The sequence below is a fragment of the Acidobacteriota bacterium genome (assembly GCA_028875725.1).
Classification (GTDB): Bacteria; Acidobacteriota; Thermoanaerobaculia; order Multivoradales; family Multivoraceae; genus Multivorans.
Genome location: JAPPCR010000005.1, coordinates 290,507 through 314,389 on the forward strand (window position 1 = coordinate 290,507; position 23,883 = coordinate 314,389).

At 70.0% G+C, this 23,883-nt stretch carries 16 protein-coding genes and 1 tRNA gene; 9 read left to right on the forward strand and 8 right to left on the reverse strand.

Going from position 1 to position 23,883, the window contains the following annotated elements; translation table 11 throughout:
* Nucleotide 1: 1 nt before the first annotated feature.
* Together ychF and OXI49_01520 are read right to left on the reverse strand one after the other, a co-directional pair.
* Nucleotides 2-1,066, reverse strand: coding sequence for a redox-regulated ATPase YchF (ychF, locus tag OXI49_01515; GenBank protein ID MDE2689163.1), 1,065 nt, complete (start codon nucleotides 1,064-1,066; stop codon nucleotides 2-4).
* Between the two features lie 12 nt (nucleotides 1,067-1,078).
* The gene (locus OXI49_01520; GenBank protein MDE2689164.1) at nucleotides 1,079-2,257 is read right to left on the reverse strand and encodes a GDSL-type esterase/lipase family protein; all 1,179 of its coding nucleotides are present in this window, start codon (nucleotides 2,255-2,257) and stop codon (nucleotides 1,079-1,081) included.
* 145 nt (nucleotides 2,258-2,402) lie between these two features.
* Between OXI49_01520 and OXI49_01525 the strand changes: the two genes are divergently transcribed.
* Together OXI49_01525 and OXI49_01530 are read left to right on the forward strand one after the other, a co-directional pair.
* Nucleotides 2,403-3,755, forward strand: a complete 1,353-nt coding sequence (locus tag OXI49_01525) for a hypothetical protein (GenBank protein ID MDE2689165.1) — start codon at nucleotides 2,403-2,405, stop codon at nucleotides 3,753-3,755.
* 75 nt (nucleotides 3,756-3,830) lie between these two features.
* Nucleotides 3,831-5,300: a sulfatase gene (locus OXI49_01530; protein MDE2689166.1), complete on the forward strand. Its 1,470-nt coding sequence runs from the start codon at nucleotides 3,831-3,833 to the stop codon at nucleotides 5,298-5,300.
* A gap of 14 nt (nucleotides 5,301-5,314) precedes the next feature.
* Here OXI49_01530 and OXI49_01535 read toward each other — a convergent pair whose 3' ends face one another.
* Nucleotides 5,315-6,016, reverse strand: coding sequence for an SDR family NAD(P)-dependent oxidoreductase (locus OXI49_01535; GenBank protein ID MDE2689167.1), 702 nt, complete (start codon nucleotides 6,014-6,016; stop codon nucleotides 5,315-5,317).
* A 63-nt stretch (nucleotides 6,017-6,079) separates the two neighbouring features.
* On the opposite strand from OXI49_01535, the gene OXI49_01540 reads away from it, so the two are divergent.
* Complete coding sequence (locus tag OXI49_01540; GenBank protein MDE2689168.1) at nucleotides 6,080-7,135, forward strand: hypothetical protein; 1,056 nt, start codon at nucleotides 6,080-6,082, stop codon at nucleotides 7,133-7,135.
* Nucleotides 7,132-9,459: a glycosyltransferase 87 family protein gene (locus OXI49_01545; GenBank protein MDE2689169.1), complete on the forward strand. Its 2,328-nt coding sequence runs from the start codon at nucleotides 7,132-7,134 to the stop codon at nucleotides 9,457-9,459. Before OXI49_01540 ends, OXI49_01545 begins: the two co-directional genes overlap by 4 nt.
* Before the next feature lie 7 nt (nucleotides 9,460-9,466).
* Here OXI49_01545 and OXI49_01550 read toward each other — a convergent pair whose 3' ends face one another.
* Both OXI49_01550 and OXI49_01555 read right to left on the reverse strand, forming a co-directional pair.
* A complete protein-coding gene (locus OXI49_01550) occupies nucleotides 9,467-10,786 on the reverse strand; it encodes a DUF4910 domain-containing protein (protein ID MDE2689170.1) in 1,320 nt (439 codons plus the stop codon).
* A gap of 80 nt (nucleotides 10,787-10,866) precedes the next feature.
* Nucleotides 10,867-12,690 carry an alkaline phosphatase family protein gene (locus OXI49_01555; protein ID MDE2689171.1) on the reverse strand — a complete coding sequence of 608 codons (1,824 nt, stop codon included), beginning with the start codon at nucleotides 12,688-12,690 and terminating at the stop codon, nucleotides 10,867-10,869.
* Nucleotides 12,691-12,782: 92 nt separating this feature from the next.
* On the opposite strand from OXI49_01555, the gene OXI49_01560 reads away from it, so the two are divergent.
* The gene (locus tag OXI49_01560; protein MDE2689172.1) at nucleotides 12,783-14,129 is read left to right on the forward strand and encodes an adenylosuccinate synthase; all 1,347 of its coding nucleotides are present in this window, start codon (nucleotides 12,783-12,785) and stop codon (nucleotides 14,127-14,129) included.
* 16 nt (nucleotides 14,130-14,145) lie between these two features.
* Nucleotides 14,146-14,221, forward strand: a tRNA-Lys gene (locus OXI49_01565).
* On the opposite strand, the gene OXI49_01570 is transcribed toward OXI49_01565, so the two are convergent.
* Nucleotides 14,209-15,501: a PepSY-associated TM helix domain-containing protein gene (locus tag OXI49_01570; GenBank protein ID MDE2689173.1), complete on the reverse strand. Its 1,293-nt coding sequence runs from the start codon at nucleotides 15,499-15,501 to the stop codon at nucleotides 14,209-14,211. The two genes, OXI49_01565 and OXI49_01570, sit on opposite strands and share 13 nt — an antisense overlap.
* A 71-nt stretch (nucleotides 15,502-15,572) precedes the next feature.
* Nucleotides 15,573-17,612: a DUF3604 domain-containing protein gene (locus tag OXI49_01575; protein ID MDE2689174.1), complete on the reverse strand. Its 2,040-nt coding sequence runs from the start codon at nucleotides 17,610-17,612 to the stop codon at nucleotides 15,573-15,575.
* Nucleotides 17,613-17,651: 39 nt separating this feature from the next.
* On the opposite strand from OXI49_01575, the gene OXI49_01580 reads away from it, so the two are divergent.
* Entirely contained in the window at nucleotides 17,652-19,028 is a 1,377-nt protein-coding gene (locus OXI49_01580) for a serine hydrolase (protein MDE2689175.1), read from the forward strand.
* Between the two features lie 71 nt (nucleotides 19,029-19,099).
* Here OXI49_01580 and OXI49_01585 read toward each other — a convergent pair whose 3' ends face one another.
* Nucleotides 19,100-20,497, reverse strand: a complete 1,398-nt coding sequence (locus tag OXI49_01585) for a sulfatase-like hydrolase/transferase (GenBank protein ID MDE2689176.1) — start codon at nucleotides 20,495-20,497, stop codon at nucleotides 19,100-19,102.
* A gap of 99 nt (nucleotides 20,498-20,596) precedes the next feature.
* Between OXI49_01585 and OXI49_01590 the strand changes: the two genes are divergently transcribed.
* Both OXI49_01590 and OXI49_01595 read left to right on the forward strand, forming a co-directional pair.
* Nucleotides 20,597-22,630 carry a PQQ-binding-like beta-propeller repeat protein gene (locus OXI49_01590; GenBank protein MDE2689177.1) on the forward strand — a complete coding sequence of 678 codons (2,034 nt, stop codon included), beginning with the start codon at nucleotides 20,597-20,599 and terminating at the stop codon, nucleotides 22,628-22,630.
* 89 nt (nucleotides 22,631-22,719) lie between these two features.
* Entirely contained in the window at nucleotides 22,720-23,877 is a 1,158-nt protein-coding gene (locus OXI49_01595) for an ATP-binding protein (protein ID MDE2689178.1), read from the forward strand.
* Nucleotides 23,878-23,883: the final 6 nt, after the last annotated feature.

Here is a 23,883-nt window from a genome sequence, read left to right on the forward strand (position 1 = left end):
CTCATACGTTGAACCGGAAGTGAACGACCTCGCCGTCCCGCACCGGGTAGCCCCGGCCCTCCAGACGCAATGTTCCGCGGTCCCGGCAGGCGGCCATCGAGCCAGCGTCGATCAGCTCCCGCCAGTCGACGACCTCGGCGCGGATGAAGCCGCGTTCGATGTCCGAGTGAACGGCCCCCGCCGCGGTTCCGGCCGTGTCGCCGCGGCGAATGGTCCAGGCACGCACCTCGTCCTCGCCGACGGTGAAGAAGGAAATCAGCCCCAGGAGGCGGTAGCCCGCCCTCACCACGCGCACCGCGCTGGGCTCGTCCAGGCCCGCTTCGGCCAGAAAGGCGCCGCGGTCCTCCGGCTCGAGGCGCGAGATCTCCTCTTCGAGGGCAGCGCTGACGCTCAACCCGTCGGCTCCGGGCGGAAGCTCGAGACCGGTGATTGCGTCCCGGTCGCCCGCGACCTCCTCGTCGACATTCAGGACGACCAGCATCGGCTTCAGGGACAGCAGTCCGTAGCCCCGCAACTGCTTCTCTTCATCGTCGCCGAACTCCATCGACCGCAGCGACGTCTCTGCTTCGAGCGCGGGAAGAACACGCTCGGACAATAGTGCGCGCTCGCGCTTCTCCCGGTCGGTGAGGCCCCGCTTCTCGGCCTGGACCAGGCGCTCGAGCCGGCGCTCGACCAGCTCGTAGTCCGCGAGGATCAGCTCCAGGTCGACCGCGGCGACGTCGCGCGCCGGGTCGACGCCGCCGGCCGGGTGGACGAGTTCCGGATCCTCGAACGCGCGCACGACGTGAACGAGGGCGTCCATCATCCGCAACTCGGCCAGGTCGAGGGTCTCGCCCCGGCCGCGGTCGATGCCCGGGACGTCCACGAACCGCACCTGCGCCGGCACGTAGCGCCGCGGGCTGTAGAGCTCGCGGAGCCTCTCCAGGCGCGGATCGTCGACGTGCGCGACGCCGACGTTCGTCGTCCTGGACGCCTTGAACTTCGCGGTCTCCTGACGCGAGGCCGTCAGCGCGTTGAAGAGCGCCGTCTTGCCCGCCTTCGGCAGGCCGAGGATGCCGAGCTGCATCCGGAGCGCCTTTCAGACGCCGGCGCCGAAGTTGGCGGCGAGGACGGCCAGGTCCTCGCCGTCGACCTGACCGCTGCCGTCGAGGTCGGCGTCGGCGTCGTAGCGCCGCGAACTCGCGCCGGCGCCGAACGCCAGGCCGAGGCGGACCAGATCCGAGCCGGTGACCCGTCCGTCCCGGTCCACGTCGCCCGGCGGAATGACCGCACCGTGGACCTGGAAGCGGCCGAGCAACCGGCTGTAGACGTTTCCGTTCAGATCCCATGCGCGAAGGGTCATCGTGACCACGCCGCTCAAGGGGACGGGCGGCTTGTAGCTCCAGTGCAGACGGCGTCCATCGTCGTCCACGACAGGTGCCGGCGCGAGCGTGCCGCCGACCACGAGCGTTGCCGACCCTCCCACGATGTCGCTGCCGAAATCCGTCACCTCCACTTCCACCGTGGCTTCGGCCGGAACCTGAATCGCGCCGTGCGCCGGTTCGAGCCGGGTCGGCACGGGCGGCACGGTATCCGTCCCGAGGAGGACGTCGGCGAAGACCGCCGCCAGCAGGTCGTAACCCGGTCCGTTCGGGTGCCCCACCGGGTCCTCCTCGCCCGCGTAGTAGTACTCCCGGAACAGCCGCGGCCTGGTACCGAACACCTCGAACGGATCGACCAGGCCGCGGCCGCGCTCCGCGGCCAGCCGCCGGATCGCCTGAACGAGATCCTGGTTCTCCACGTTGTTCGGGTCGAAACGGGCGTTCAGCAGGCGTGGAATCAACGTCGCGTGGTATGGCGCTCGTCCGGCTTCGGCCGCCCGCGAGGCCATCCGGTCCAGGTTGAACAGGGTCGTCTCCGGCGAGATTCCGCGGCTGATGTCGTTCGTGCCTTCCATCAGCAGCAGACAGTCGCCGGGCTCCGCGAGCACGCCGTCGATTCGCGCCAGCCCCTCCGGGGTCCGCTCGGCGCCCACGCCGCGGTTGTCGACGACGAGCCCGGGAACCAGTTCCTCCAGGCGCGGCGGGTAGCCGGGCGCCTCCCGCCCCGGTTCGTCGCCCACGCCGGCCGTGATGCTGTCGCCGAATGCCTTGCAGCGACTGGGCGTCTGGGCAGTGGCGGAGGCACCGAACGCGATGGCGCCGATGAGGGTCGCGACGGCGAGCCGGAGGGCCCGCGGGGCGCTGCCAGGGGACCCGATGAGGTAGCTACCGGCCAATGGGCGGCCATCCTACAAAGCGCCGGGTTCGGACCGTCAGACGGGTTCCTTCTCTCCCATTTATGTGCTATTGTGCATGTTTGCACATCCTGTCAGTCTTCCTTGGACTCGGGCCCATCGCGCCCTTGAGGAGAAGAACGGAATGATGAGGCAAACCTGCGGTCTGGTTCTGGCAGTCCTGCTCGGAGTTCCCGCCGCTCTTTCGGCACAGGGGACGTCTTACATCCTGATCGGCGACAGCGACGACGCCAGGGAAGTTCTGCTCAGCGTTCACAACCCGACCGGCCACGGTCAGAGCTTCGACGTTCTCCCGATCGCCGCGGGAACCAACGGCGTCCATCGCTCGACCTCGCCGACCCGCATCGACGTTCCGGCCGGAAACACGATGGTCTACTCGGACCTCGCCGGCGGCGGTCCCGCAATGGTCGAGCTGACGGCCCACGGCGAGCTCACCTTCCAGGCGTACCTGATGCCCCTGAGCTCGAGCGGCAGCCGGGTCGGTCTGCGCCAGCAGGTCCCGATCGTCGACTCGGAGAGCCTCATCCGCGGCGGTAACTGGGCCTATGTGACCGGACTGCGCCGCGACACCTACGATCGTTCCGACTACGCGATCCTGAACCTCTCCCATTCGACCAACACCTGCGAGCACCGGGTCCGCAGCCGCGAAGGCTACTGGGCCCGGGAGTCGAGCGTCCTGAGGCACCCGCCCCTGTCCCTGACCTACGTGGCCGACGTGCTCAAGGTGGTTGGCGTGGAGCTTGGCGATCGCTACACCATCTCGACCAACTGCGGCGACAGCTTCTACGTGGCGGCGCTCGTTTCGGACGACAGGAATGACAGGCTGACCGTGCTGGAGCCGTCGCAGAGCGGCGTGTCGAGCCTGAGGCCGCCCGGATACGACGAGCCACCGGCCACACCGGACCCGGAAACGCCGGACCCGCCGCCGCCTGCCGGTTGCCCCAGCGGCTGGACCTGTCTGAATCCGGACCGAACGGGCCACACGGTGAGAAGGCAGGACCTCCAGTACATCTTCCGCGCCGCCCTGGAGGCCGGCAGCTATCGCTCCGTCGAGCTGCAGTTCAACCTGCGCACGACCAGCATCGACCCGGCAGGGGCCCAGATCTTCTGGCTCGGCATCAACCGCCACAGAGACCTGCTCGGATTCACGCTTCAGCGTCGAAGCGACCTGTTCGTCCGCCACGGCCTTGGTGTCACCCACACCGACAAGGCCCGCCTCGTCCTGCCGCGGGCGTTGACGCCGAATCAGACGTACAGGCTGAGCTACAGCTACAACGCCGGCGGGGAGGTTTCCCTCTGCGTGACGGACAGTCAGGAGACGCGGTTCTGCTCCCGGGGCACGGCAAACGTCGACTCGCTCTCGTTCACCGCCTCCGATCGACTCGTCCTGGTCATGGGCAGCGATGGCACCGAGGAGATCGAGCCGCCGCAGTGGGGCTGGACGTACAGCGACATCCGACTGCGCGCTCGAAAGAACTGAGGCAACCCGAACACCGCCTCCCGCTTTGTCCGGCGCGGGATCCCCGCCTCCCGAATACGGCCATAAAGTAGCCGCATGAGGCCGCGCCTAGCCGGAGTCCACCTGTCGCTAGCGCTCGGCGCCGCGGCCCTGTGGACGGGCTGCGCCGAGGCGCCGCCGGTTCACCGCGGGCCTATCGTGCTGATCACCATCGACGCGTTGCGCGCCGACCTGGTCGGCACCGGGCTGCTGCCGAACCTGGATCGCCTCGCAGCCGAGGCGGACTGGTCCGGTACGGCGATCACGACGTCGAGCTGGACGGTGCCGTCCATGGCGTCGCTGTTCACCGGCCAGCAACCCTGGCGTCACGGCAGTTGGCACAGCGCCCGTGCCCACCTGCGCGACGACGTGCCGACGCTGCCCGAGGTCCTCCGTGAGCTCGGCTACGAGAACGCGGCCTTCCGTTCGAACAGTTGGCTCACCCAGACCTTCGGCTATGTCCGCGGCTTCGACCGCTTCGGCCCCGTGAGCCGGATGGAACGGGTCACGGAGATCCTGGCGGGGCTCGACGGCGGTCCCCAGTTCGTGTGGATGCACCTGCTGCCGCCGCACGCGCCCTACCGCCGCCACGCCCGCTATCTCGACCGCCTGGACGCGCCGCGCGACGATCTGCCGGAGCGAATCACCCCGCTCGACATGCGGCCGTTCGCGGACCCGGAAAGACCACTCGACGCGGATCAACGGGAAAGGGCCTGGCAGCTCTATCAATTGACCGCCGCCCACGCGGACAGCCAGGTCGGCGAGATGCTGGACGCGCTGCGTGACAGCGGACACTTCGACGAAGCCCTGATCGCCGTGACCTCCGACCACGGGGAGGAGTTCGGCGAGAACGGCCAGGTTCTGCACGGCAACAATCTGCATCGCGTGTTGATCGAGGTTCCCCTGATCGTCAAGCTGCCGGTGGGCTGGCCCCGTGCCATCGACCCCGGCGCGACCGTCGCCAACCACCGCCTGTTCTCCACGCTGATCGAAGCCGCCGGCGGGACGCCGCCGCGCGGCAGTCCGCCCAGCCTGTTCGAACCCAGCACGGACGGAGCGTTGTCCGAGCTCTACCTGGGCAACGGCGTGAACCGGATGTCCCTGGTCGAGGGCGATCGCCAGCTCATGTGGACCAGCCGTTTCGCACCCGCCGAGGAGCGCTACTACGACGCGATGCTGGCGCTCGCGGGCGCTGAGCCGCCATCGCCGCTGCCGGAAGCGCCGGAGGAACTGACGGCTCGCCTCGAACGTGAGTTCGAGAACGCGCCGCCGCTGATGGGGGCGCCCGGCACGCGGCCCGGGCTCCAGGCCTTCGACTGGGGCGCCGACGGCACAGTCGAGCCGGGCGCCGCGGAAGACGACTTCGCGCGCCGACTGCAGGAGCGCTGGCAGGCGGAGAACGGTTCCGACCTGGCCGCCCGGCTCGCCGAACGCGGCGAGCCCGAGATCAGCCCGGAAGAGATGGAACGGCTTCGCGCGCTGGGTTACGTCGTGACGTCGCGCAAGCCGGCGGCGGACGGCGAGTAGTCGGAAGACTGGCGCTACAGCCGCGGCTTGCTCGCTGGCCTGAGCCGCAGGTCGTAGAGCTCGGCCGACGGCGGCAGCGCGGCGGCGTCGACGATCGCCGTCGCCACGTCCGCGGGGTCGAGGAAGCGCTCGGCGTCGTAGCGCTGGCCGAGACTCCGGCAGACCTCCCGCTGCATCCGGCCGCGGGTCCTGCCGGGGTAGACGCTCAGCACCCGGACGCCGTCGGCGTTCACTTCGGCGCGCAGGCCGTCGGCGACCGCCCGCAGGGCGTGCTTGCTCGCGGCGTAGGCGGCGCTGCCGGCGCCCGCCCCGAGACCCGCCGTCGAGTTGACGAAGACGACCAGGCCACGGCGGGCACGAAGCGCCGGCAACAGACGTTGGGTCAGAAGGTACGGAGCGCGGACGTTGACGGCGAACTGGAGGTCGAGGTCCCCGGCCGGCGCCGATTCGACGGAGCCCGCCCGGAAGGCGCCGGCGGCGTGGACGAGGAGGTCGACGCCGTCGCCGAGTTGCGCCGCGGCGGCGCCCGCCGCCTCGACCGCCGACTCGCCAGTGAGGTCCCCCGCGACGGTCCGAACGGCGGCGGCGCCTGCTTCGAGCTCGGCCTCGATCTCCCGGAGCCGCGCCTCGTCCTGGCCCAGGAGCACCAGGGACGCCCCTTCCCCGGCGAGCGACCGGGCGACCGCTCCGCCGATCGCGCCGGTGGCCCCGGCCACGACCGCGACCCGATCGGCAAACCTCGACACAAGCGGAGCTTACCGGCCGGTAAGCTGCGGTTGATGCCGAGGTCGCTTCGCCTGACGCTGACGATCCTCGCCTTGGCCGGCGCGTTCCCCCCGGGAATGGCCGCAGACGGGCTCACCGCCTACCGCGGATCGGACTGGGCGCACTTGCAGGCGACCGCCGAACCGCCCGTCCTGTGGCTGGGGACCGAGCATTCCGTGGTGTTGCCCGAGGCCGGAGCGGTGGGCGCCACCCGCTACGCGGACCTGGTTCTGCTCGGCCCGCAACCCGACGGCGGCGTCGAGTGGGCGGTCGCCGGTTTCGCCCGCGGCGCGGACGGGCCGCGCTTCCTGCTGTACGCCGGCCGCGGGACGGAAGTGACCGCTCTGCCGGCGCCGGAACGGGCGAGACCGGGAAACCGGCTCGCCTCGGCCCGGTGGCTCGCGTCGGACGGCCCCGAGCCCCTGCACGGCCTCGCCTGGCTGGAAGCGAGCCGTCCGCGCGCCCAGGAGGTCTGGCTGGCGCCCTGGAGCGACGGCGCCTTCGAACCCGCCGTCCGCCTGGTCGCGGATGGCCCAGGTTCCCAGACCGCTCTGGACGCGGCTGTGCTCGCCGACGGTTCCTGGCTGCTCGTCTGGTGCGCCTACGACGGCGAGGACGACGAGCTCGTCTGGCGGCAACGGCAGCCGGGCGGAAACTGGGTCGGCGGCCGCGTTTCGGCCGACAATCGCGTACCCGACATCACGCCGCGGCTCCTCGCCACCCGGGAGGGTGCCGCGGTCGCCTGGAGCCGCTACGACGGCCGCGTCTACCGGGTGCGAACGGCGCGCTTCGAGGACGGACGCTGGAGCGGCGAAGACTGGGCGGCTCCCCCTGATTCGCTCTACGCCGAGTGGGCCGGCGACGACGACACGCTGCTCTACCTCGAAGGGGCGAGCCGAACCTGGACCGCGGCCGGGCCGGTGTCGACGCTGCGCTTCGAGGGGGCGACGGCGACCTCGGCGGCGCCCGTTCTCGACCGCGACTCCACCTCGGGTCTCCTGCGCGCGCTCTGGCCGGGCACGTCCGACTGGCGCGCCGAACCCGGACGGCCTGCCGGAGTACGACCGTGAGGAGCACGATCCGGGCACTGTCCGCGCGCTTCCAGGCCCGGCTCCGGGACCGCGAGGGACTCTTCGCGAGCCGCACCGCGACTGTGACGCTGGCGGCCCTGAGTCTCTTCCTGCTGGCTGTGCCGCTGACGATCGGCAAACCCGGTCAACCGGCGACGCTCAAGGCGGACGAGCCCGCCTACTACCTGATGGCGCTCAGCCTCGCTCGCGACCTCGACCTGAGCTACGAGCCGGCGGACGGCGACCGGCTGCTCGAGGAGTTTCCGTTCACGTCGACCGGCAACCTGATCCTGATGACCTCGGACGGATGGCAGACCGTCCACTACGGCAAGCCGCTGGCCTACCCGCTGTTCGGCGCGCCCTTCGCCGCCCTGTGGGGCGCGAACGGGCTGCTGTTCTTCAACATGGCGCTCTTCGTCGCCATGCTGTGGATGGCCGCGATGTTCCTGGCGCGGCGGGCCTCGCCCGCGGTCGCCGCCGCCTTCGCCTGCGGCCTGCTGCTGCTCTCGGCCTGCTCGCGCTACGTGTTCTGGCTCCAGCCGGAGGTGCTCAACATGTTCGGCGTCTTCGGCGCCCTCTACTGGGGCTTCGAGAACCGCCGGCGCGCGTGGTGGCTGACCGCTCTCTCCGGCGTGTTGCTGGCGTTGCCGGCCTACAACAAGCCGATGTTCGCCGCGATCGCGCTGCCGCTGGCCGGCGCCTTCCTGCTGCGGCGGCAGTGGCGGACGGCCGCCCTCTGGATCGCCGGCTTCGCGGGCACGCTGGCGCTGCTGTCCGCGATGTCGCTCGGCTGGACCGGCCAGCTCCTGCCCTACCTGGGCTCCGACGTGCGGGCGGCGGTCCGCGTCTGCGAGCCGGGCGGCTGGCCGGCGGAGATCGTCGAGGCGCGCCGGGTCGCCGAAGGCCAGGCCCCGACCACCGGCGAAGCGGCGGCCACGGTCACGATCCCCGAGTCGCCGACCGGCAACACGTTCTCCTGGCTCTTCCGCGTTCCCCGCCAGTCGTTCGGCGAGATCGTCGAGAACGCCGGCTACTTCCTGGTCGGCCGCCATGCCGGCCTGCTGCCCTACCACCCGTTCGCGGCCCTCGCCTTCGGTTTGTTCCTGTTCAGCGGCCGCCGGGACCGGGACCGCTGGCTGCTGGTCCTCGGGCTGGCCGTGATCGCCGGCTACTTCCTGCTGTTCATCGGCTGGAACTGGCAGGGCGGCGGCGGCTTCATCGGAAACCGCTACTTCGTCAGCGTGATGCCGGCCTTCCTGTTCCTCGTGCCCGGCCGGATCCCGCCCTGGACGCTGCCGGCCGGCGGGCTCGCCGCCGGCCTGTTCACCGGCGCGATGGTGCTCGCGCCCTTCGGCGTCACCGTGCCCGCGCCGACGCTGCAGGCGCACACCCGCAACGCGCCGCTGCGCTATCTGCCGTTCGAGTTCTCGTTGCGCAACGTGCCCGGCTACGAGCGGAGGAGCATCGCGGGCATGCGGATCCTGGGCCGTGCCGACCGGGTGCTGGAGCGCGGCGGTGCCTGGTGGGTCGCCGCCCGCGGTCCGAGCGAGCTGTTCCTCGAGTCCCGGCACCGGTTCGACAGCCTGACGCTCTTCGTCACCTCGCCCGTGGCGCCGAACCGTGTGCGCCTGCGCCTCGACGGCGGTCCGGCGGTCGACGTGGAGTTCGCCGAGGCCGGCCGGCGCCAGCGCGTGACCCTGCACTCCCGAAAGCCGCACAGGGCGAGGAGGCGCGACGGCCAACGCAGCTACGTCCACCGCCTGCGCGTCGAGACCACCCGCGGCGCGCCGACCACCTGGACCAGGGTGCGGCCGCCGGCCCCCTGCGCCGTCTACGCCTGGAACCGCGAGACCGAAGAGACCTTCTACCTCGGCGCCGAACTGCGGCTCCTCGCCAGCGAAGAGCACATGAACGCTGACGTCTTCGCGGCCCGGATCGGCACGGTCGGCCTGATGCCGGCCACGCTGCCCGCCGGGGCGGAGGTCGAACTCCCGGTCGGCGTGACGAACGAGTCCCAGGTGACCTGGCGCCGCCAGGGCTACGTGGGGGTGAACCTCGCGTCCCGCTGGCGGCAGGGGATTGCGACGGGTGAAGGCGAAGAGGCCGGTCCCCGGATCGCCCCGGAAGGCCGGCGCAGCCTGCTGCCGGAGCTGGCGCCCGGCGGCTTCGAGACGGTGATGCTGCGGGTGCGGGCACCGGACGAGCCGGGCGACTACACGCTGGAGATCGACCTCGTCTACGAGCAGGTCGCCTGGTTCGAGCAGCGCGGCGGCGTACCGCTGCGGCTGCCGATCCGGGTGGAGGCGGCCGGCGCGCCGGAGTGAGGCGCGCTCAGGCCAGCTCTTCCAGCAAACCCGCTTCGCACAGCGCGTCGGCCGCCTCGCCGACGACGCCCGGCGGCAACCCCGAACGTTCCGCGATGTCGTCCAGGGAGTGCTCGCCGTCGCTCTGGTTGAGCACCCACAGCATCGCGATCTCGAACTCCCTGCGGCCGCCGCCGCCGAGGCCGCCGTAGAGGCCGCGGCGGCCGAGCTGGGGTTCGCCGAAAGGCTCGAGGTTGCGGTAGCGGCGGCCGCCGGCGCTTTTCTGGCCGCCTTCGGCGGCGGCCGGCGGCGACGGCGGCGCATCCGGTCCTTCCTCCAGTACGGCGGCGGTCGCCAGGTACGCAGCGAGCGAGCCGGTGAGGGCTTCCGGGCCGATGAAGTCCAGGTCGTCCGCGGAGGTGTGGTACTCGGGGTAGCGTCCCCAGGGGGTGCGGGTCAGCACGCCGACTGGCAGGTCGAAGCCCGGTGAGCAGTACTGGCGCTCGTCGTAGCCGAAGGGGAAGAAGTCCTCGGTGACAAGCTCCTCGCCGAGGTCGGCCAGGGCGGCGGCCACGGCGCGGTCGACCTCGCGGTCGCCATGGCGGCTCTTCTTGTAGTGGAAGGCGCCGGTATCGCCCAGGTTGGCGGCGATCAGGCCGTGCCGGAAGGTCTCCAGCCGCTCACGGTTCCGGGCCAGCCAGGCGATCGCACCGATGCCTCCCGGGGCGAACAGGAAGCGGTAGCTGTAGCGGCGTTCCGGAACCCGGGCGAGGACCTCGGCCAGGTGGACGGCGACGGCGATCCCGGAGAGGTTGTCGTTGGCGAGCTGGGGATGGCAGACGTGGCTCGAGACGAGGACCTCTTCGGCGGTCGCGCCGGGCAGCAGGCACTCGCCCCAGGTCATCGAGCCGTCCTCGAGCGAGGCATCGATGAAGACCTCGTACTCGCTGTCGGGCAGCGACTCGAACAGGCGATGGGGCAGGCAGAAGCCCCAGGTTTCCTCGTAGTAGGAGGTGCGGTACGGGATCAGGTCCGGCTGTTCCGGCAGGCTGTGGAGATGCGGCCGCAACTCGTCGAGCGTCACCTTGCGGTGAACCGGCGCGCTGTAGCCGACCAGGTGGAGGTTGTGGTCGGCGAAGTCGACGACCTTTCGGCCCGAGGGATCGCGGATCCACGCCTCGCGCGGGTTCCACTCCCGCGGCACGGTCCAGTCGAGGACCGATGTGCCGGTGGGAAGCTCGTGGAGTTCGAGGGGAATCCGGCTCCCTATCCGGTCCAGCGTCGCGCGGACGCCATCGCCGGTGAGGCTGCGGGGGATGGCGTAGAGCTCCGTGGCCAGATCCATCATCGACTGGCCGGCGGCGGCACGGTCGAGGGCGGCGAGCGCCTGCCGGACGGTGGACATGGGCCCATTCTGCGCGAGACGCGCTACAGGTACCCCATCGCCTTCAGGCGCTCGATCTCCTGGCGCGTCCGCTCGACGTCCGTGCCGCCGACTGTGTCGACGGGCTCCCAAGCGTTGCGGTAGGTCGCAACCCGGCGAGCCGGGCCCGGATCCGGCGGCGTCTCGAACGCCCCCTCCAGCACCCTGCCCTCGGCGTCCTCCGGGACAGGCAACCCGAGCAGGGCCAGCACGGTCGGGAAGATGTCGAATACGTGGCTGCTTTCCAGCCGATGGCCGCGGCGGATGCCGGGGCCGTACAGCAACAGGACGCCGTCCGGACCGTGCCGATGCTGGGTGTACAGCCGGTGGACGAAGGTCGGTGATTGGCCGTGGTCCGAGGCGACGACGAAGATCGTCTCCGGCCCCAGGGCCTGGCGCAGTTCGCCGACCAGGCCGTCGATCTGCCGGTAGACATCGGCCACGGCCTCTCCGTGCTCCTCGATACCGGCCCGGGAGACGAACGGGAACAGCTCCGGCTCGGCCCAACGCCAGCGCTGGTGGGAGACGGTGTCCGGTTCATGGGTGTTGAGGTTGAGGAAGCGCGGCGGCGGCAGGCCCTGCCCGGCGCGGTGCTCCAGCAGGGTGAGCACGGCCCGGTGCTGCCAGTCGAGGTCCGGCCGGCCGGCGGCCGCATCCAGAACCTCCTGAGGCACGTCGGGCGGCTGGGCGAACCACTCGAGCGTCGCGTCCGCGCCGCCGGAAGCCGCCAGTGCGTCGTTCAGGCCGTAGCCGAGCATCCGGCTCGACGGCTCGAGCATCCGCTGAGCCGGGAACGAGTAGAAGTAGCCGTCGACGACGACCGTCGGCAGGCCGGCCCGGTCCGTGATCTCCCAGATCGGCGGCGACGGCAGGTCGAGCCGGTTGACGAAACGCCGCGAAACCACCGGCACCCGGGCCACCAGGTCGACCAGCTCCTTGAAACTCGTCCGGTGGACAGGAAACAGGCCGGCGCCCGAACCGGGAAAGCGGATCCGGTAGAAGTCGTGGACGCCGTGGCGCCGTGGCGACTCGCCGGTGTAGATCGACGCCCAGATCACGGCGGAGTTCGCGTCGCTGATCGTCCCGAGCCGGCTCGACGTACCTTCGCGGACGAACTCCGCCATGTGCGGCAACTCGCCGGCGTCGATCAGCTTGTCGAGCATGTCGGGGTCCACACCGTCGAAGCCGAGCAGGGCCACCGGCGGTCCTTCGCCGGCGACCAGCGCCGTCGGGTCGAAGGACGCCGCCCTTTCCTCCGGAACGAGCCGGAACGCGACCGGCAGCGCCACGTGGGCCGCGACCAGGGCGATCGCGAGCCCGACCACGAGTCGCGGCAGTCGACCGGAGGCGGAAAGACCGACGAGCCGAGCCGCCAGCGCCCAGGTGACGATCCAGATGGCGGCGCCTGACAGGGTGCAGGCCACGGCAAGAAACAGCGCCATGCCCCGGACGCCGGCCGGCGTGAACCAGGGGACCTGCCCATAGGTCAGACCGTAGAAGAGGACGAGCTCGAAGAAGACGACATTGAAGAGGCAGGCCGCGACCGTGGCCGGGTTCCCGGCGGGCCCGCGGCGCAGGCGGGCCAGCAGGCGAAGCAGCAGCCCGAGGCCGCCGAAGGCGGCGCCAGCCCAGGCCCCGTAAAGCAGCGCGAAGAGCAGCAGCGCGGCGATTCCCACAACCGCGCTGTCCGTCCGGTTGTGCACCAGGTGCGCCAGCGAGATCGGGCCGCCGAACAGCAGCGCGCCGAACAACAGTCCGGCCTTCAGGTCGCGGCCGCAGGCGGCCAGCAACGCGCGAACGTAAGGAGCGGCGCCAGCAGGTTCGGCCACGGGCCAGGATGATACGGCAGCGCTGGTAGGGTCGCGCTCCCCGCGTCACCGCGATGCGGGCCGAACCGCGAGTTTGCTTTAGGGAACCGGACGTGGCGAACGTAGTCGTCGTCGGCATGCAGTGGGGCGACGAGGGCAAGGGGAAGATCATCGATCTCCTCTGTCCCGCCTTCGATGCCGTGGTGCGCTTCCAGGGCGGCAACAACGCCGGCCACACGGTGAAGTTCGGCAGCGGCGAGGGCGACGAGCACTTCGCGCTGCACCTGATCCCCTCCGGCATCCTGCACGAGGGAGTGGCCTGCTACCTCGGCAACGGCATGGTGATCGACCCGGACGCCTTCCTGGGCGAGGTCGACCAACTGGAGCAGCGCGGGATTCGTACCGCCGGGCGGCTCAGGATCTCCGACCGCGCCCACGCCCTGACGCCCGTCCACGTCGCCCTCGACCGAGTGCGCGAAGAGGCGCGCGGCGCGGACCGGATCGGCACGACCGCCAAGGGCATCGGCCCCGCGTACGAGAGCAAGATCGGCCGCACCGGCATCCGTTTGGCCGAGCTCGTCGCCGGCCGCGAGGCGATGATGAACCGGCAGATCGTGCGCGTGGCGGACTTCGAGCGCCCGGCAGCGGAGGGCGCCGAGCTGGACCCCGGAGCCGCCGCGGCCGACTTCACCCGCTGGGCGGAACGCCTGTCTCCCTACCTCTGCGACCTCCCGGTCGAACTGGACGGTCTGATCCGGAGTGGCGGCACCGTGCTGTTCGAGGGCGCGCAGGGCGCGCTGCTCGATGTCGACCATGGCACCTACCCCTACGTCACGAGCTCGAACTCGACGACCGGCGGCGCCGCGACCGGCAGCGGCGTGCCGCCGACCGCGATCGATGGCGCGATCGGAGTGGTCAAGGCGTACACGACCCGGGTTGGCGAGGGGCCGATGCCCACCGAGCTGGTCGACGGCGTCGGCCTCCACCTGCGGGACCGCGGCCACGAGTTCGGCACGACGACCGGCCGGCCGCGCCGCTGCGGCTGGCTCGACCTGGTCGTCCTGCGGCACGCCTCCCGGGTCAACGGCGCCCGTAGTCTGGCGCTCACGAAGATCGACGTGCTGGACGAACTCGACGAGCTCCAGGTCTGCGTCGCCTACCGCATCGGCGGCGAAGTGGTGCGCAACCTGCCGGCGGTCACCGACCGCCTGGAAGCCGCCGAGCCGATCTACCGCGCCTTCCCCGGCTGGAAGCAGGACACGCGCGGCGTGCTCGACCGGCGCGACCTGCCTCAGGCTGCCCTCGACTACGTCGACTTCCTGGAGCAGGAGCTCGACGCCAGCGCGGATCTGATCTCTTCCGGCCCGCGGCGTGAGGAGACGGTCGTCAGCGGTGGCTCAAGCCTCGAGGAGTGGCTGGGGGAACGGTTGCCGGCGGTGCGAGCGGCCGTCAACGAGTAGAGCCGTATACTGCGCCGGGCCGTTAGCTCAGTTGGTAGAGCAGTGGACTTTTAATCCAAGGGTCGGGGGTTCGATCCCCTCACGGCCCACCAGACGGTTCGCCGGGTGGAGCCAGCAGGCTCGTTCCCGACGCGACCAGGCGCCGCCCCGGAAGCGAACCGCCCGCCGGTTCGCCGCGCTGCCCGTTCCGTTCGCGCTGCCGGGCCCGGCGCCGCACGCCCAGCGCCCAGATGACGACGCCGGTGACGGACAGCACCGCCGTGACGATGCCGGCCAGGAAGACGATGATGCGCCCGGGGAGGCCGAGAATCTGGCCGCTGTGGATGGGGAACTGCAGGCGGTAGATCACGTCCGCGGCGCTGCCCTCCAGCGGCACGCTGTCGCCGATCAGGGCGCCGTCGTGGCCGTCGACGTAGAGAATCGGCGACCCCAGGCCGGACCGGATGCCCTCGAAGGGCTCAAAGTAGACGATGTAGTAGGCCTGCGAAGGCACGACGCCTACCCGGCTCAACCCGGCCGGCCAGCCGCGGCGCGAGGCCTCGACGGAGGCCAGGTCGATCGCCCGGTCGAAGCCGATCAGATCCCTGCCCCAGTCTTCCCGCGCCAGGACCTCGCGCGTCTCGAAGGGGTACGGCTTCGGCTTCGAGAACACCTCGACCACCGGCCGGAAGACCTCGCGACTCAGGTTGAAGTACACGCCGCTGACCGCGAGGAGGAACAGGACGCCCCAAAGCCACAGGCCGCTCGCGCGGTGCGTGTCGTAGTTCGCGCGCTCGCCGCCGGCATCCGTCTTGACAACCCACGACTTCTTCCAGCGCGACCAGAACGGGCGGCGCCGCGGCAGCGTCAGGTAGAAGCCGATCAGGCAGTCGAAGGCCCACAGCAGCGAGATGCCGCCGAGAAACCAGACCCCGATGCGCCCCGGCGCGTGGAGCGTGTAGTGAAGGCGGTAGATGAAGGGCATGAGCTCCGCGCGCCCGAAACAGCAGGCTCCCCGGTCACGGGTCCCGAGGACCTCGCCCGACGCCGGATCCGCCCAAACCTGGTCGAAGCCGAGTTCGGCGGCGTAGTCCAGGTCGGCGGCGAGTGCCGGGGCCTTCGGCTGCACATAGGCACGCGCGGCGTGTCCGCTGTCGCCGGGCAGCGTCACGTTCGTCACCCGGATCCGGTCGTCCCAGGCCTCGATGCGCGAGACGAGCTCGGACGCCGGCAGCGCCGTACGCCCCGGCGGCACGTGCATCAGATCGGGATTCAGCCAGGCGTCGATCTCCTCGTAGAACGCGAGCGCGCTCCCGGTCAGACCGACGATCACGAGAAAGACCGCCAGCGTGAGTCCGGCGTAGCGATGCAACTTGCGGGCGAATCGGCGCATCGGAAGGGGGATAGTGGATCGAATCGGTACTCTTTTGTCAATGCCGACTCGGCCCACCTCTGATGTCGGCGCTAGCGCGGTGCGTAGTACCAGATCGGCGACGACCAGGCGCGTTCCTGGATCGTCGGCGGGACCCCGCCCCTGGGTTCCACGCCCGCCCGCAGCGCGTCCCAGGTGGTCCAGCGGCAGGTCGGGTTCTCGAGCACCCGCACGTAATAGACGGCGTCGGCACCCGGGTCGAAGTCCGGGTCCTCCCAGACCGTGGCCAGTTCGCCGGCGCCCAGGTCGTCGCTGAAGGAGCAGTCCGAGAGATCGACCGTCGCCCCGTTGTCCGGACAGCGACGGGTCTCCGGATCGACCGCTCCGCCATCGGCACAGGCCACGTCGTAGACCTGCTCGCGGATCTCCTTGCGGTAGCCGCTGTCGTACCAGCCCTTGACGACCTGGAGGCGCTGGAGCGGCGCGCTGAGCCGGTCCCGCTGGGCCCAGACCAGGAAGCGGGGGGCCGCGGCGCTGTCGGCGACCAGGTCGCCGCCCATCGGCACGCCGCCGGCGTAGGCCTGGTCGATCAGGTCCGGACTCGCCGGATCGAGACCGCCGTAGTCGAAGCCACCGAAGAAGCGGAGTCGGATGCGGGTACCGGACGTGGCGTAGGCCTCCTTTCGGCGCAGCGACTGGAAGATAGCGTCCCGGGTGTTCTCCTCGGCCCAGACGGCGGCGAGGCCGGAGGCCGAGAACTGCGCGCGCCGCATGCCGAAGTACGGTCCCAGCGTGTCGTCGACCACGTCGCCGAACGCCTGCTCGGCGGGCGACAGGCGGGCGATGTAGTCCAGCCGCTCCCGGGAGACCGGGACCGAGCCCCGGTTCTCCGCCGTTCCCGAGACCGGCGACGACCCGAAGGTGTTCGACTCGTCGAAGGAGGGCGCGCCGTTGTGGGTGTCGCTCGAACCGATGAAACCGATCTTGAACGGGTTGCCGCGACCCTCCTGCTCCAGCGCGAGGCCGCTGACCAGGGCTTGCCGCGCATAGCTCCCGCTCGGATCGCTGTGGGCGCTGATCTTGCCCTTGCGGGTGTTCAGGATCTCGAAGTCGGCCCACTCGTCGTCCGGCGAGAGCCGGGGGTGGGTCTCGGACGTGCCCTTGACCTGGGTCAGTTCGACCAGCGGCTCGTTGCGCATCCGCTGCTCGGCGAAAGCGTTGTCGACCGCGCGGCCGTCCGAGTACTTGAGCCGGAACACCTGGCCGTGGGACTGGTTCGAGTTGTGCGGGATCGCCAGGCTGTCGACGCCCTGTTCGCGCAGCCGGTCCATCCAGTTCCAGAGCTGCTCGGGCTCGTGCGAGTCGATCCGCGTGAACGGCCGGGCCGGCGCCTCCGACCCCTCGAAGATGACGTTGCGGTGGTATGCCGCCGACTCGGGCGCCGGCGTCGACGAGGTCCACTCGTAGGCGATGAACGTCGTGAAGTTGCCCGGGTCGTTGTGGCGTTCCGCGGCGAGGATCGAATCCTCCCAGGCCGTGCGGTGGCCCTCGTCGTCGAAGGAGGCGTACTGCACCTGCGGGTGGTTGGCCATCCGCGCCCGCTGCCCCCTCAGGAAGCCGCCGTCGGTACGCATCTGGCTTCCGAAGCGCTGCCGGAACAGGACCGAGCGCATCTGCACTGAGTACGGATGCCGGTTGTCCCCCTCGTTCACGCCGTGGAAGGCCTCCGCGCCGGGAACCTGGCCCACGCGAGTCGACGGGTCGGCCCACAGCGGCACCACTCCCAGGAAGAACCCGTGGTCCGAGACGGCGAGGAAGTCCAGCGGCTCGCGGAGCTTCATCTCGTCGCCGAAGGTGTTCTCGATCGCCTCGCCTTTGGCGAAGCGGTAGCTCCCATCGGGCGAGACCTCGGCGCCGAGCAGGTAGGCGTCGAAGGAGTACCGGGTGTGAACGTGGACATCGCCGAAGTAGACGTTGCGCTGCTCGTTGTAGCCCTCCGTGCGCGACGCCGGCGCGGGGGCCTCGGCGTAGTCGTTGACCGACAACGACGTGTCGGTACAGCCGAGGACGGTGAGGCTCAGGATGACGGTCGCGGCCGAGAGCTTCGGGAAGATCGTTCGAGGCTTTGACATGGGCATCTCCCCAGAGTAGCGCGCCATAGGATCGACACCATGCGAAACCGATCGACTGCGTGGCTCGTCTTTCTCGCCGCTCTCACATCGCTGTCAGTGCCGGCGGCGGCCGACGGCGACGACCGCGGCGCCCTGCTCGACCGGATCGACGGATTGGTCACGGAGTCGATGGAGGCCACGCAGACGCCCGGCATCTCGGTCGCGGTCCAGCACCGCGGCGAGCTGATCCTGGCCCGCGGCTACGGCCTGGCCGATGTAGAGAACGGGGTGCCCGCAACCGAACACACCGTCTACCGGATCGGTTCCGTCACCAAGCAGTTCACGGCGGCGGCGGTGATGAAACTGGTCGAGGACGGGAAGGTCGCCCTGGACGACCCGATGACGAAGTACTTCCCCGACTACCCGGTCGGCGAGTTCCACATCACGGCAGGCCAGTTGCTCGATCACACGAGCGGCATCAAGGGCTACACCGAAATGCCGGCGTTCTGGGAGCAGGGCCGGCTCGACCTCTCCCACGAACAGATGATCGAGCTGTTCTCGGCCGAGCCCTACGAGTTCGAGCCGGGGGACCGCTACCAGTACAACAACTCCGGCTACTACCTGGCGGGTCTGCTGGTCGAGAAGGCGAGCGGCAAGTCGTACGCGGAGTACCTCGAGGAGACGTTCTTCCGGCCGCTCGGGATGCGGGAGTCGCACTACCTCTACAACGACCCGATCGTGCCCAATCGCGCCGAGGGCTACCGGGTCGAGGACGGTGTCCTGCTGAACGACGAGCCGCTGTCCATGCACCTGCCGTTCGCCGCCGGAGCACTGGGCTCCAGCGTCCTCGACCTGGTGCGCTGGATCGTGGCGCTCGGCACCGGCGAGGTCGTCGGGCCGGACGGGCTCGAGGCGATGACGACCCGGCGACGCCTGCCCGGCGGCGACGAGATCGGCTACGGCCTCGGCCTGTTCGTCGGCGAGATGGCCGGCCGCCCCAAGATCGAGCACGGCGGCGGCATCAACGGCTTCCTCAGCCAGCTCTCCTGGTATCCGGACGACGACCTGATCGTCACGGTTCTCGCCAACTGCAACTGCGGCGAACCCGGCCCTCTGGAGGCCCGCATCGCGAGGGCCGTGCTCGGCGTGGCCGAGCCGGACCATTCCGCCGTGGACCTGGACGAGGACGAGTTGACGCGTTATGCCGGCATCTACGACTTCGGGCGGAGCCCGCTACCCGTCGCGGTGAAGGACGGCGTTCTGCTCATCGCCGGGCGAGAGACCCTGCCGATTGGTGACCACCGCTTCGCCGGCACCCGCGACAAGGAGCAGATCGCGATCTTCGAGGTCGATTCAGAGACGGGCGTAGCCACCCACCTGCGCCTCGAGCGCTGGGGCCAGGTGCAGCGCGGCAAACGCGCCGGCACCGATCCCTAGAGGGCGTCTCATCATGTGGGAACGGCTCGCCTGTGCAAAACAGAAACGGACTTCCAATCTGCGCAGCAGCTTCAGATGTGCCACTCGATCGTGTCGCCGTTGTAATCGGTGGTCACCCGCCGACCCGGCGGTGCCTCGCGGCCGTCCTGCATCTCCTCGCTCCACCTGGCGAACGCCTCCTTCAGCTTCGCGACGACCTCCGGGTTGGCGGCGGACAGGTCCTCGGACTCGGAGGGATCCTGGTCGACGTCATAGAGGCGGACCCGATCCCCGGCCATCAGCAGCTTCCAGGAGCCGTGACGGACGGCCGCGTTGGGCCCGGAGCGCCAGAACAGATACTCGTGCGGCGCGCCCTCCGTCTCCCCTGACAGGTAGGGGATGAGGTCGACCCCGTCGAGCCGGTAGCTCTCCACGTTCGGGACGTCCGCCACACTCGCGAAGGTGGCGAAGAGGTCGAGCGAGCTGATCGGGTGCTCGTAGACCGTGCCGGCCGGGATGCGGCCGGGGAAGCGCATCAGGAAGGGCACCCGGATGCCGCCTTCGTACAGGTTCCGCTTGTGGCCGATCAGGGGGCTGTTGTGGACTCGTTCGGTGTCCGCGGTGCTCATCGCGCCGTTGTCGGCGGTGAAGATGACGAGCGTGTCGTCTGTGAGGCCGTGCTCCTCGAGCTTGGCGAGGACCATGCCGACCGCGTCGTCCAGGGCGCTGACCATGCCGGCGTAGACCCGCCGGTACGGATCGTCGAAGTCCGGAAAACGCTGGTAGTGCTCGTCCATCACCTGCATCGGGCCGTGCGGAGCGTAGAAGGCGAGGTAGAGGAAGAAGGGTTCGTCCCTGTTGCGGTCGATGAAACCGATCCCTTCGCGGGCGAGCTGGGTGGTCTGGTACTCCTTCAGCTCGTCCTCCTCGCGGCCCTTGAACATGGCCACGATGCGGTCCGGGTTCCCGCGGGTCACCGGCTTCATCTCCAGCGCGTGCGCGCCCGGCCAGCTCGGGTCGACGTAGTTCATGCCGGACGGCATGCCGTAGAAATAGTCGAAGCCGCGGTCGAGCGGATGCAGCAGCCGCCGCATGCCGAGCTGCCACTTGCCGATCGCGGCGTTGGTGTAGCCGGCGGTCTTCAGCGCCTCGGCGATCGTGCGGTGGTGGATGCCGAGCGTCCCCCGGGCGGCGCCGATCGGCGGCACGGTCTGGGAGTTCAGTTCCTTGCCCCAGCGCTGCTGGTAGCGGCCCGTGATCAGCCCGTTGCGCGACGGGTTGCACACCGGCGCGGTCATGTAGCCGGAGACGAAGCGCACGCCGTCCTCGCCGAGCGAGTCGATGTGCGGAGTCGGGATGCCGGCGCCGCCGTAGGCCGAGATCGCACCGTAGCCGAGGTCGTCGGCGAAGAGGAGGACGATGTTGGGCGGATCCTCGGCGGCGGTCGCAGCCGTCGCCAGCAGAAAGCAGGAGATTACGAGTCTCTTCATCGGGTACCCCCCTTCGAACATCGTTCGGGTTTCTTCCGTTCAGGATACACGCGCCCCGGGCGGGGATCGGCCTTCCGCGAGCAAGTACGATTGCTCGCCATGCGATCCGCCAGCGCCACGAACCCGACCGCCGCCGTCGCGGCGGTGCTCCTCCTCACTGCCTGCGGCCCGACCGACGAAGACTGGCCGGTCTACCTCGGCGACTCCGGACGCCGGCACTACAGCCCGCTGACCGAGATCGACCGGGACAACGTGAGCCGGCTCGAGGTCGCCTGGGTCTACGACGCGGGCGAACCCCGGGGGGCGGGCGCCACGATGTACACGAGCCCCCTGGTCATCGACGGCGTGCTCTACGCCCTCTCGCCCCATCTCGACGCCTTCGCGCTCGACGCCGCCACCGGCGAGGAGATCTGGCGCAGCGAACTGGAGCTTCCCGGCAACGCCCAGCGCGGTCTCATGTGGTGGGAGAACGGCTCCGACCGGCGGCTCTTCTACACCCACGGCAAGGACCTGATCGCGCTCGACGCCGCCGACGGCAGTCTGGTCGAGGGCTTCGGCGACGGCGGTGTCCTCGACGTGACGCCGGACGTCGACCGGGCCGGCGTCATCTTCGTCACCGTGCCGGGACTCGTCTTCGAAGACAAGCTGATCCTCGGCTTCTCGACGAACGAGGACGCGAACGCGTACCCGGGTTCGATCCGGGCCTTCAGCGCGGTCGACGGCAGCCTGGTCTGGCAGTTCGACACGATTCCGAAGCCGGGCGACGCCGGCTCCGAGACCTGGGCCGACGGCTCGCTCGAGCGCGCGGGCGGCGCCAACGTCTGGACCGGCATGGCGCTGGACGAAGAGCGCGGCATCGTGTTCGCGCCGACCGGGTCGGCGACCCCCGACTTCTACGGCGCGAGCCGTCTCGGCGACAACCTGTTCTCCGACGCCCTGGTGGCGGTGGACGCGCGGACCGGCGAACTCAAGTGGCACTTCCAGGTCGTCCGCCACGACCTCTGGGACAAGGACAATCCGTCGCCGCCGACCCTGGTCCAGCTCGAGCGCGACGGCCGCACGATCGACGCGGTCGCGATCACGACGAAGACGGGGCAGCTCTACGTCTTCGACCGGGAGACCGGCGAGTCGATGTACCCGATCCACGAGATCGAGACGCCGATTCCGAGCACCCTGCCGGGCGAAGTGACGGCGCCGACCCAGCCGATGTCGGCGGTGGTCATCAGCCGCCAGGACTTCGAGATCACGAACCGCACCCCGGAAGCGCGGGCGTTCGTCAAGGAGCGGATCAAGGACTGGGATCTGCGCCCCTGGGCGCCGCCGAAGGTCGGCACCGTGCTCTTCATGCCCTGGTATGACGGCGGCGGCGAGTGGGGCGGCTCGGCGTTCGACCCGGGCAACAACCACCTGATCGTCAACGCGAACGACGTCGCCGGCATTCTCAACCTCACCGAAGTTCCCGTCGGCTTCAGCCGCTACGGCACCTACGCGCTTCACTGCGGACGCTGCCACGGGTTGAAGCTCGAGGGCACCGACATGGGCGGCCCCCTGCTCGGCGTCGGCGACCGCCTGTCGCGCGGCGAGATGCGCCGGATCATTCGCGAAGGCAGCGGCCGGATGGAGGGTTTCGCGCACCTCAACCGGATCGAGCTGGGCGCGATCGAGGCGTACATCCTGTCGCCGGAGCCCGAGGAGGACGAGCCCCGGGGCGAACTCGCCTACGCGCTCGGCGGCTACGTCTATCTTCGCGACCACGAGAACCTGCCCGGCAACTCACCGCCCTGGGGAACGCTCAACTCGATTGACCTCGCCACCGGCGAGATCGCCTGGAAGGTGCCGTTCGGCGACTATCCCTCGCATCCCGGCCTCGGCTTCGGCGCGGTCAACTACGGCGGCCCGGTGGTCACGGCGTCGGGTCTCATCTTCATCGGAGCGACGCCGGACGAGATGTTCCGCGCCTACGACACGAGGAACGGCGAGATCCTCTGGGAAGCGAAGCTGTCGGCAGCCGGCTACGCGACGCCGGCCGTCTACAGCGTGGACGGCAAGCAGTACGTCGTGATCGCCGCCGGCGGCGGGCGTACGGGCGGCCCCTCGGGGGGCGACTACATCGCCTTCAGCCTGCCGGAGTAGCCGCGACCACGGTGCGCCGGCACTTCCCTGGCCGCCCGTTTCGGCATAAATCTATTGCATCCGGGTAAAAATACGGCTAGTTTACCCGCATGTACGAGCGAGTGCTGGCTCCGGTTCTGCGCTCATCGCAGCGTAGCGCCCTTGTTCTCGGCCCCCGCCAGGTCGGCAAGTCGACCTTGCTGGCGACCCTTGAGCCGGACCTGATCGTCAACCTGGCCGAACCGGGGGCGTTCCGGGACTACGTAGCAGAGCCGGAACGGCTGTCCCGGGAGCTGGCCGTCGCGCCGAAGGAATCAACGACCGTCTTCCTGGACGAAGTGCAGCGAGTTCCGGCTCTGCTCGATGCCGTGCAAGTGCTCCTCGACCAGAGGCCGCCCCGCTTCCGCTTCCTGCTGTCCGGTTCGAGCGCCCGCAAGCTGCGGCGTGGACAGGCCAACCTGCTGCCCGGCCGGATCCACGTTCACTACATGCATCCGTTGCTTGTCGCGGAACTCGGTTCAGACTTCGACCTGGACCGCGTGCTGGCCCACGGCAGTCTGCCGGGCATCTACTCGGAGACGGACGACGCGACCCGCGCGCTCGATCTCCGGAGCTATGTCGACACCTACCTGTGCGCCGAGATCCAGGCTGAGGCCCTGGTGCGCGATGTCGGCGGTTTTGCCCGCCTGCTTGACCTGGCGGCGGCCGCTTCAGGCCGCATCCTCAACCTGAACTCGCTCTGCAAGGACGCCGGCATCTCCTACGAGACCGCGAGGCGATATCTGGATGTCCTCGAGGACACTCTGGTCGCCTTCCGCGTCCCGGCCTGGAGCGGCTCGGACCGATCGTCGCTGGTGCGCCACGGCAAGCTCTTCCTGTTCGACCTCGGCGTGCGGAATGCCCTGCTCCGCCGGCCGCTCGACCGTCCGCTCGACGACGAGCGCGGCCTGCTGCTCGAACACCTCGTGGCCTACGAGCTCCAACGCCGACTGGGAACGCTCTGGCCGGAGGCGGCTCTCTACCACTACCGCACCCGCCACGGTGCCGAGGTCGACTTCGTCCTGGAAGTGGGCCGGGAAGTCTGGGGGATCGAAGTCAAGGCAGGCCGGCGCGCGGATCGGTCCGTGCTTCGCGGCTTCCGCTCTCTGGCGCAGAGGACCGACCGTCTGAAGCGCCGGATCGTCGTCTATCTGGGAGATCGGCCGCAGCGGATCGAGGATGTGGAGGTGCTGCCGTTCGAGGAGTTCGCGGCGCTGTTGCCGCCCTAAGCGAGC

Bases quoted from the DNA above. Each gene is read 5' to 3' on its own strand.
- ychF (MDE2689163.1), bottom strand. From the start codon at position 1,066: ATGCAGCTCGGCATCCTCGGCCTGCCGAAGGCGGGCAAGACGGCGCTC.
- OXI49_01525 (MDE2689165.1), top strand. From the start codon at position 2,403: ATGAGGCAAACCTGCGGTCTGGTTCTGGCAGTCCTGCTCGGAGTTCCC.
- OXI49_01530 (MDE2689166.1), top strand. From the start codon at position 3,831: ATGAGGCCGCGCCTAGCCGGAGTCCACCTGTCGCTAGCGCTCGGCGCC.
- OXI49_01540 (MDE2689168.1), top strand. From the start codon at position 6,080: ATGCCGAGGTCGCTTCGCCTGACGCTGACGATCCTCGCCTTGGCCGGC.
- OXI49_01550 (MDE2689170.1), bottom strand. From the start codon at position 10,786: ATGATGGATCTGGCCACGGAGCTCTACGCCATCCCCCGCAGCCTCACC.
- OXI49_01570 (MDE2689173.1), bottom strand. From the start codon at position 15,501: ATGCGCCGATTCGCCCGCAAGTTGCATCGCTACGCCGGACTCACGCTG.
- OXI49_01575 (MDE2689174.1), bottom strand. From the start codon at position 17,612: ATGTCAAAGCCTCGAACGATCTTCCCGAAGCTCTCGGCCGCGACCGTC.
- OXI49_01580 (MDE2689175.1), top strand. From the start codon at position 17,652: ATGCGAAACCGATCGACTGCGTGGCTCGTCTTTCTCGCCGCTCTCACA.
- OXI49_01585 (MDE2689176.1), bottom strand. From the start codon at position 20,497: ATGAAGAGACTCGTAATCTCCTGCTTTCTGCTGGCGACGGCTGCGACC.
- OXI49_01590 (MDE2689177.1), top strand. From the start codon at position 20,597: ATGCGATCCGCCAGCGCCACGAACCCGACCGCCGCCGTCGCGGCGGTG.
- OXI49_01595 (MDE2689178.1), top strand. From the start codon at position 22,720: ATGTACGAGCGAGTGCTGGCTCCGGTTCTGCGCTCATCGCAGCGTAGC.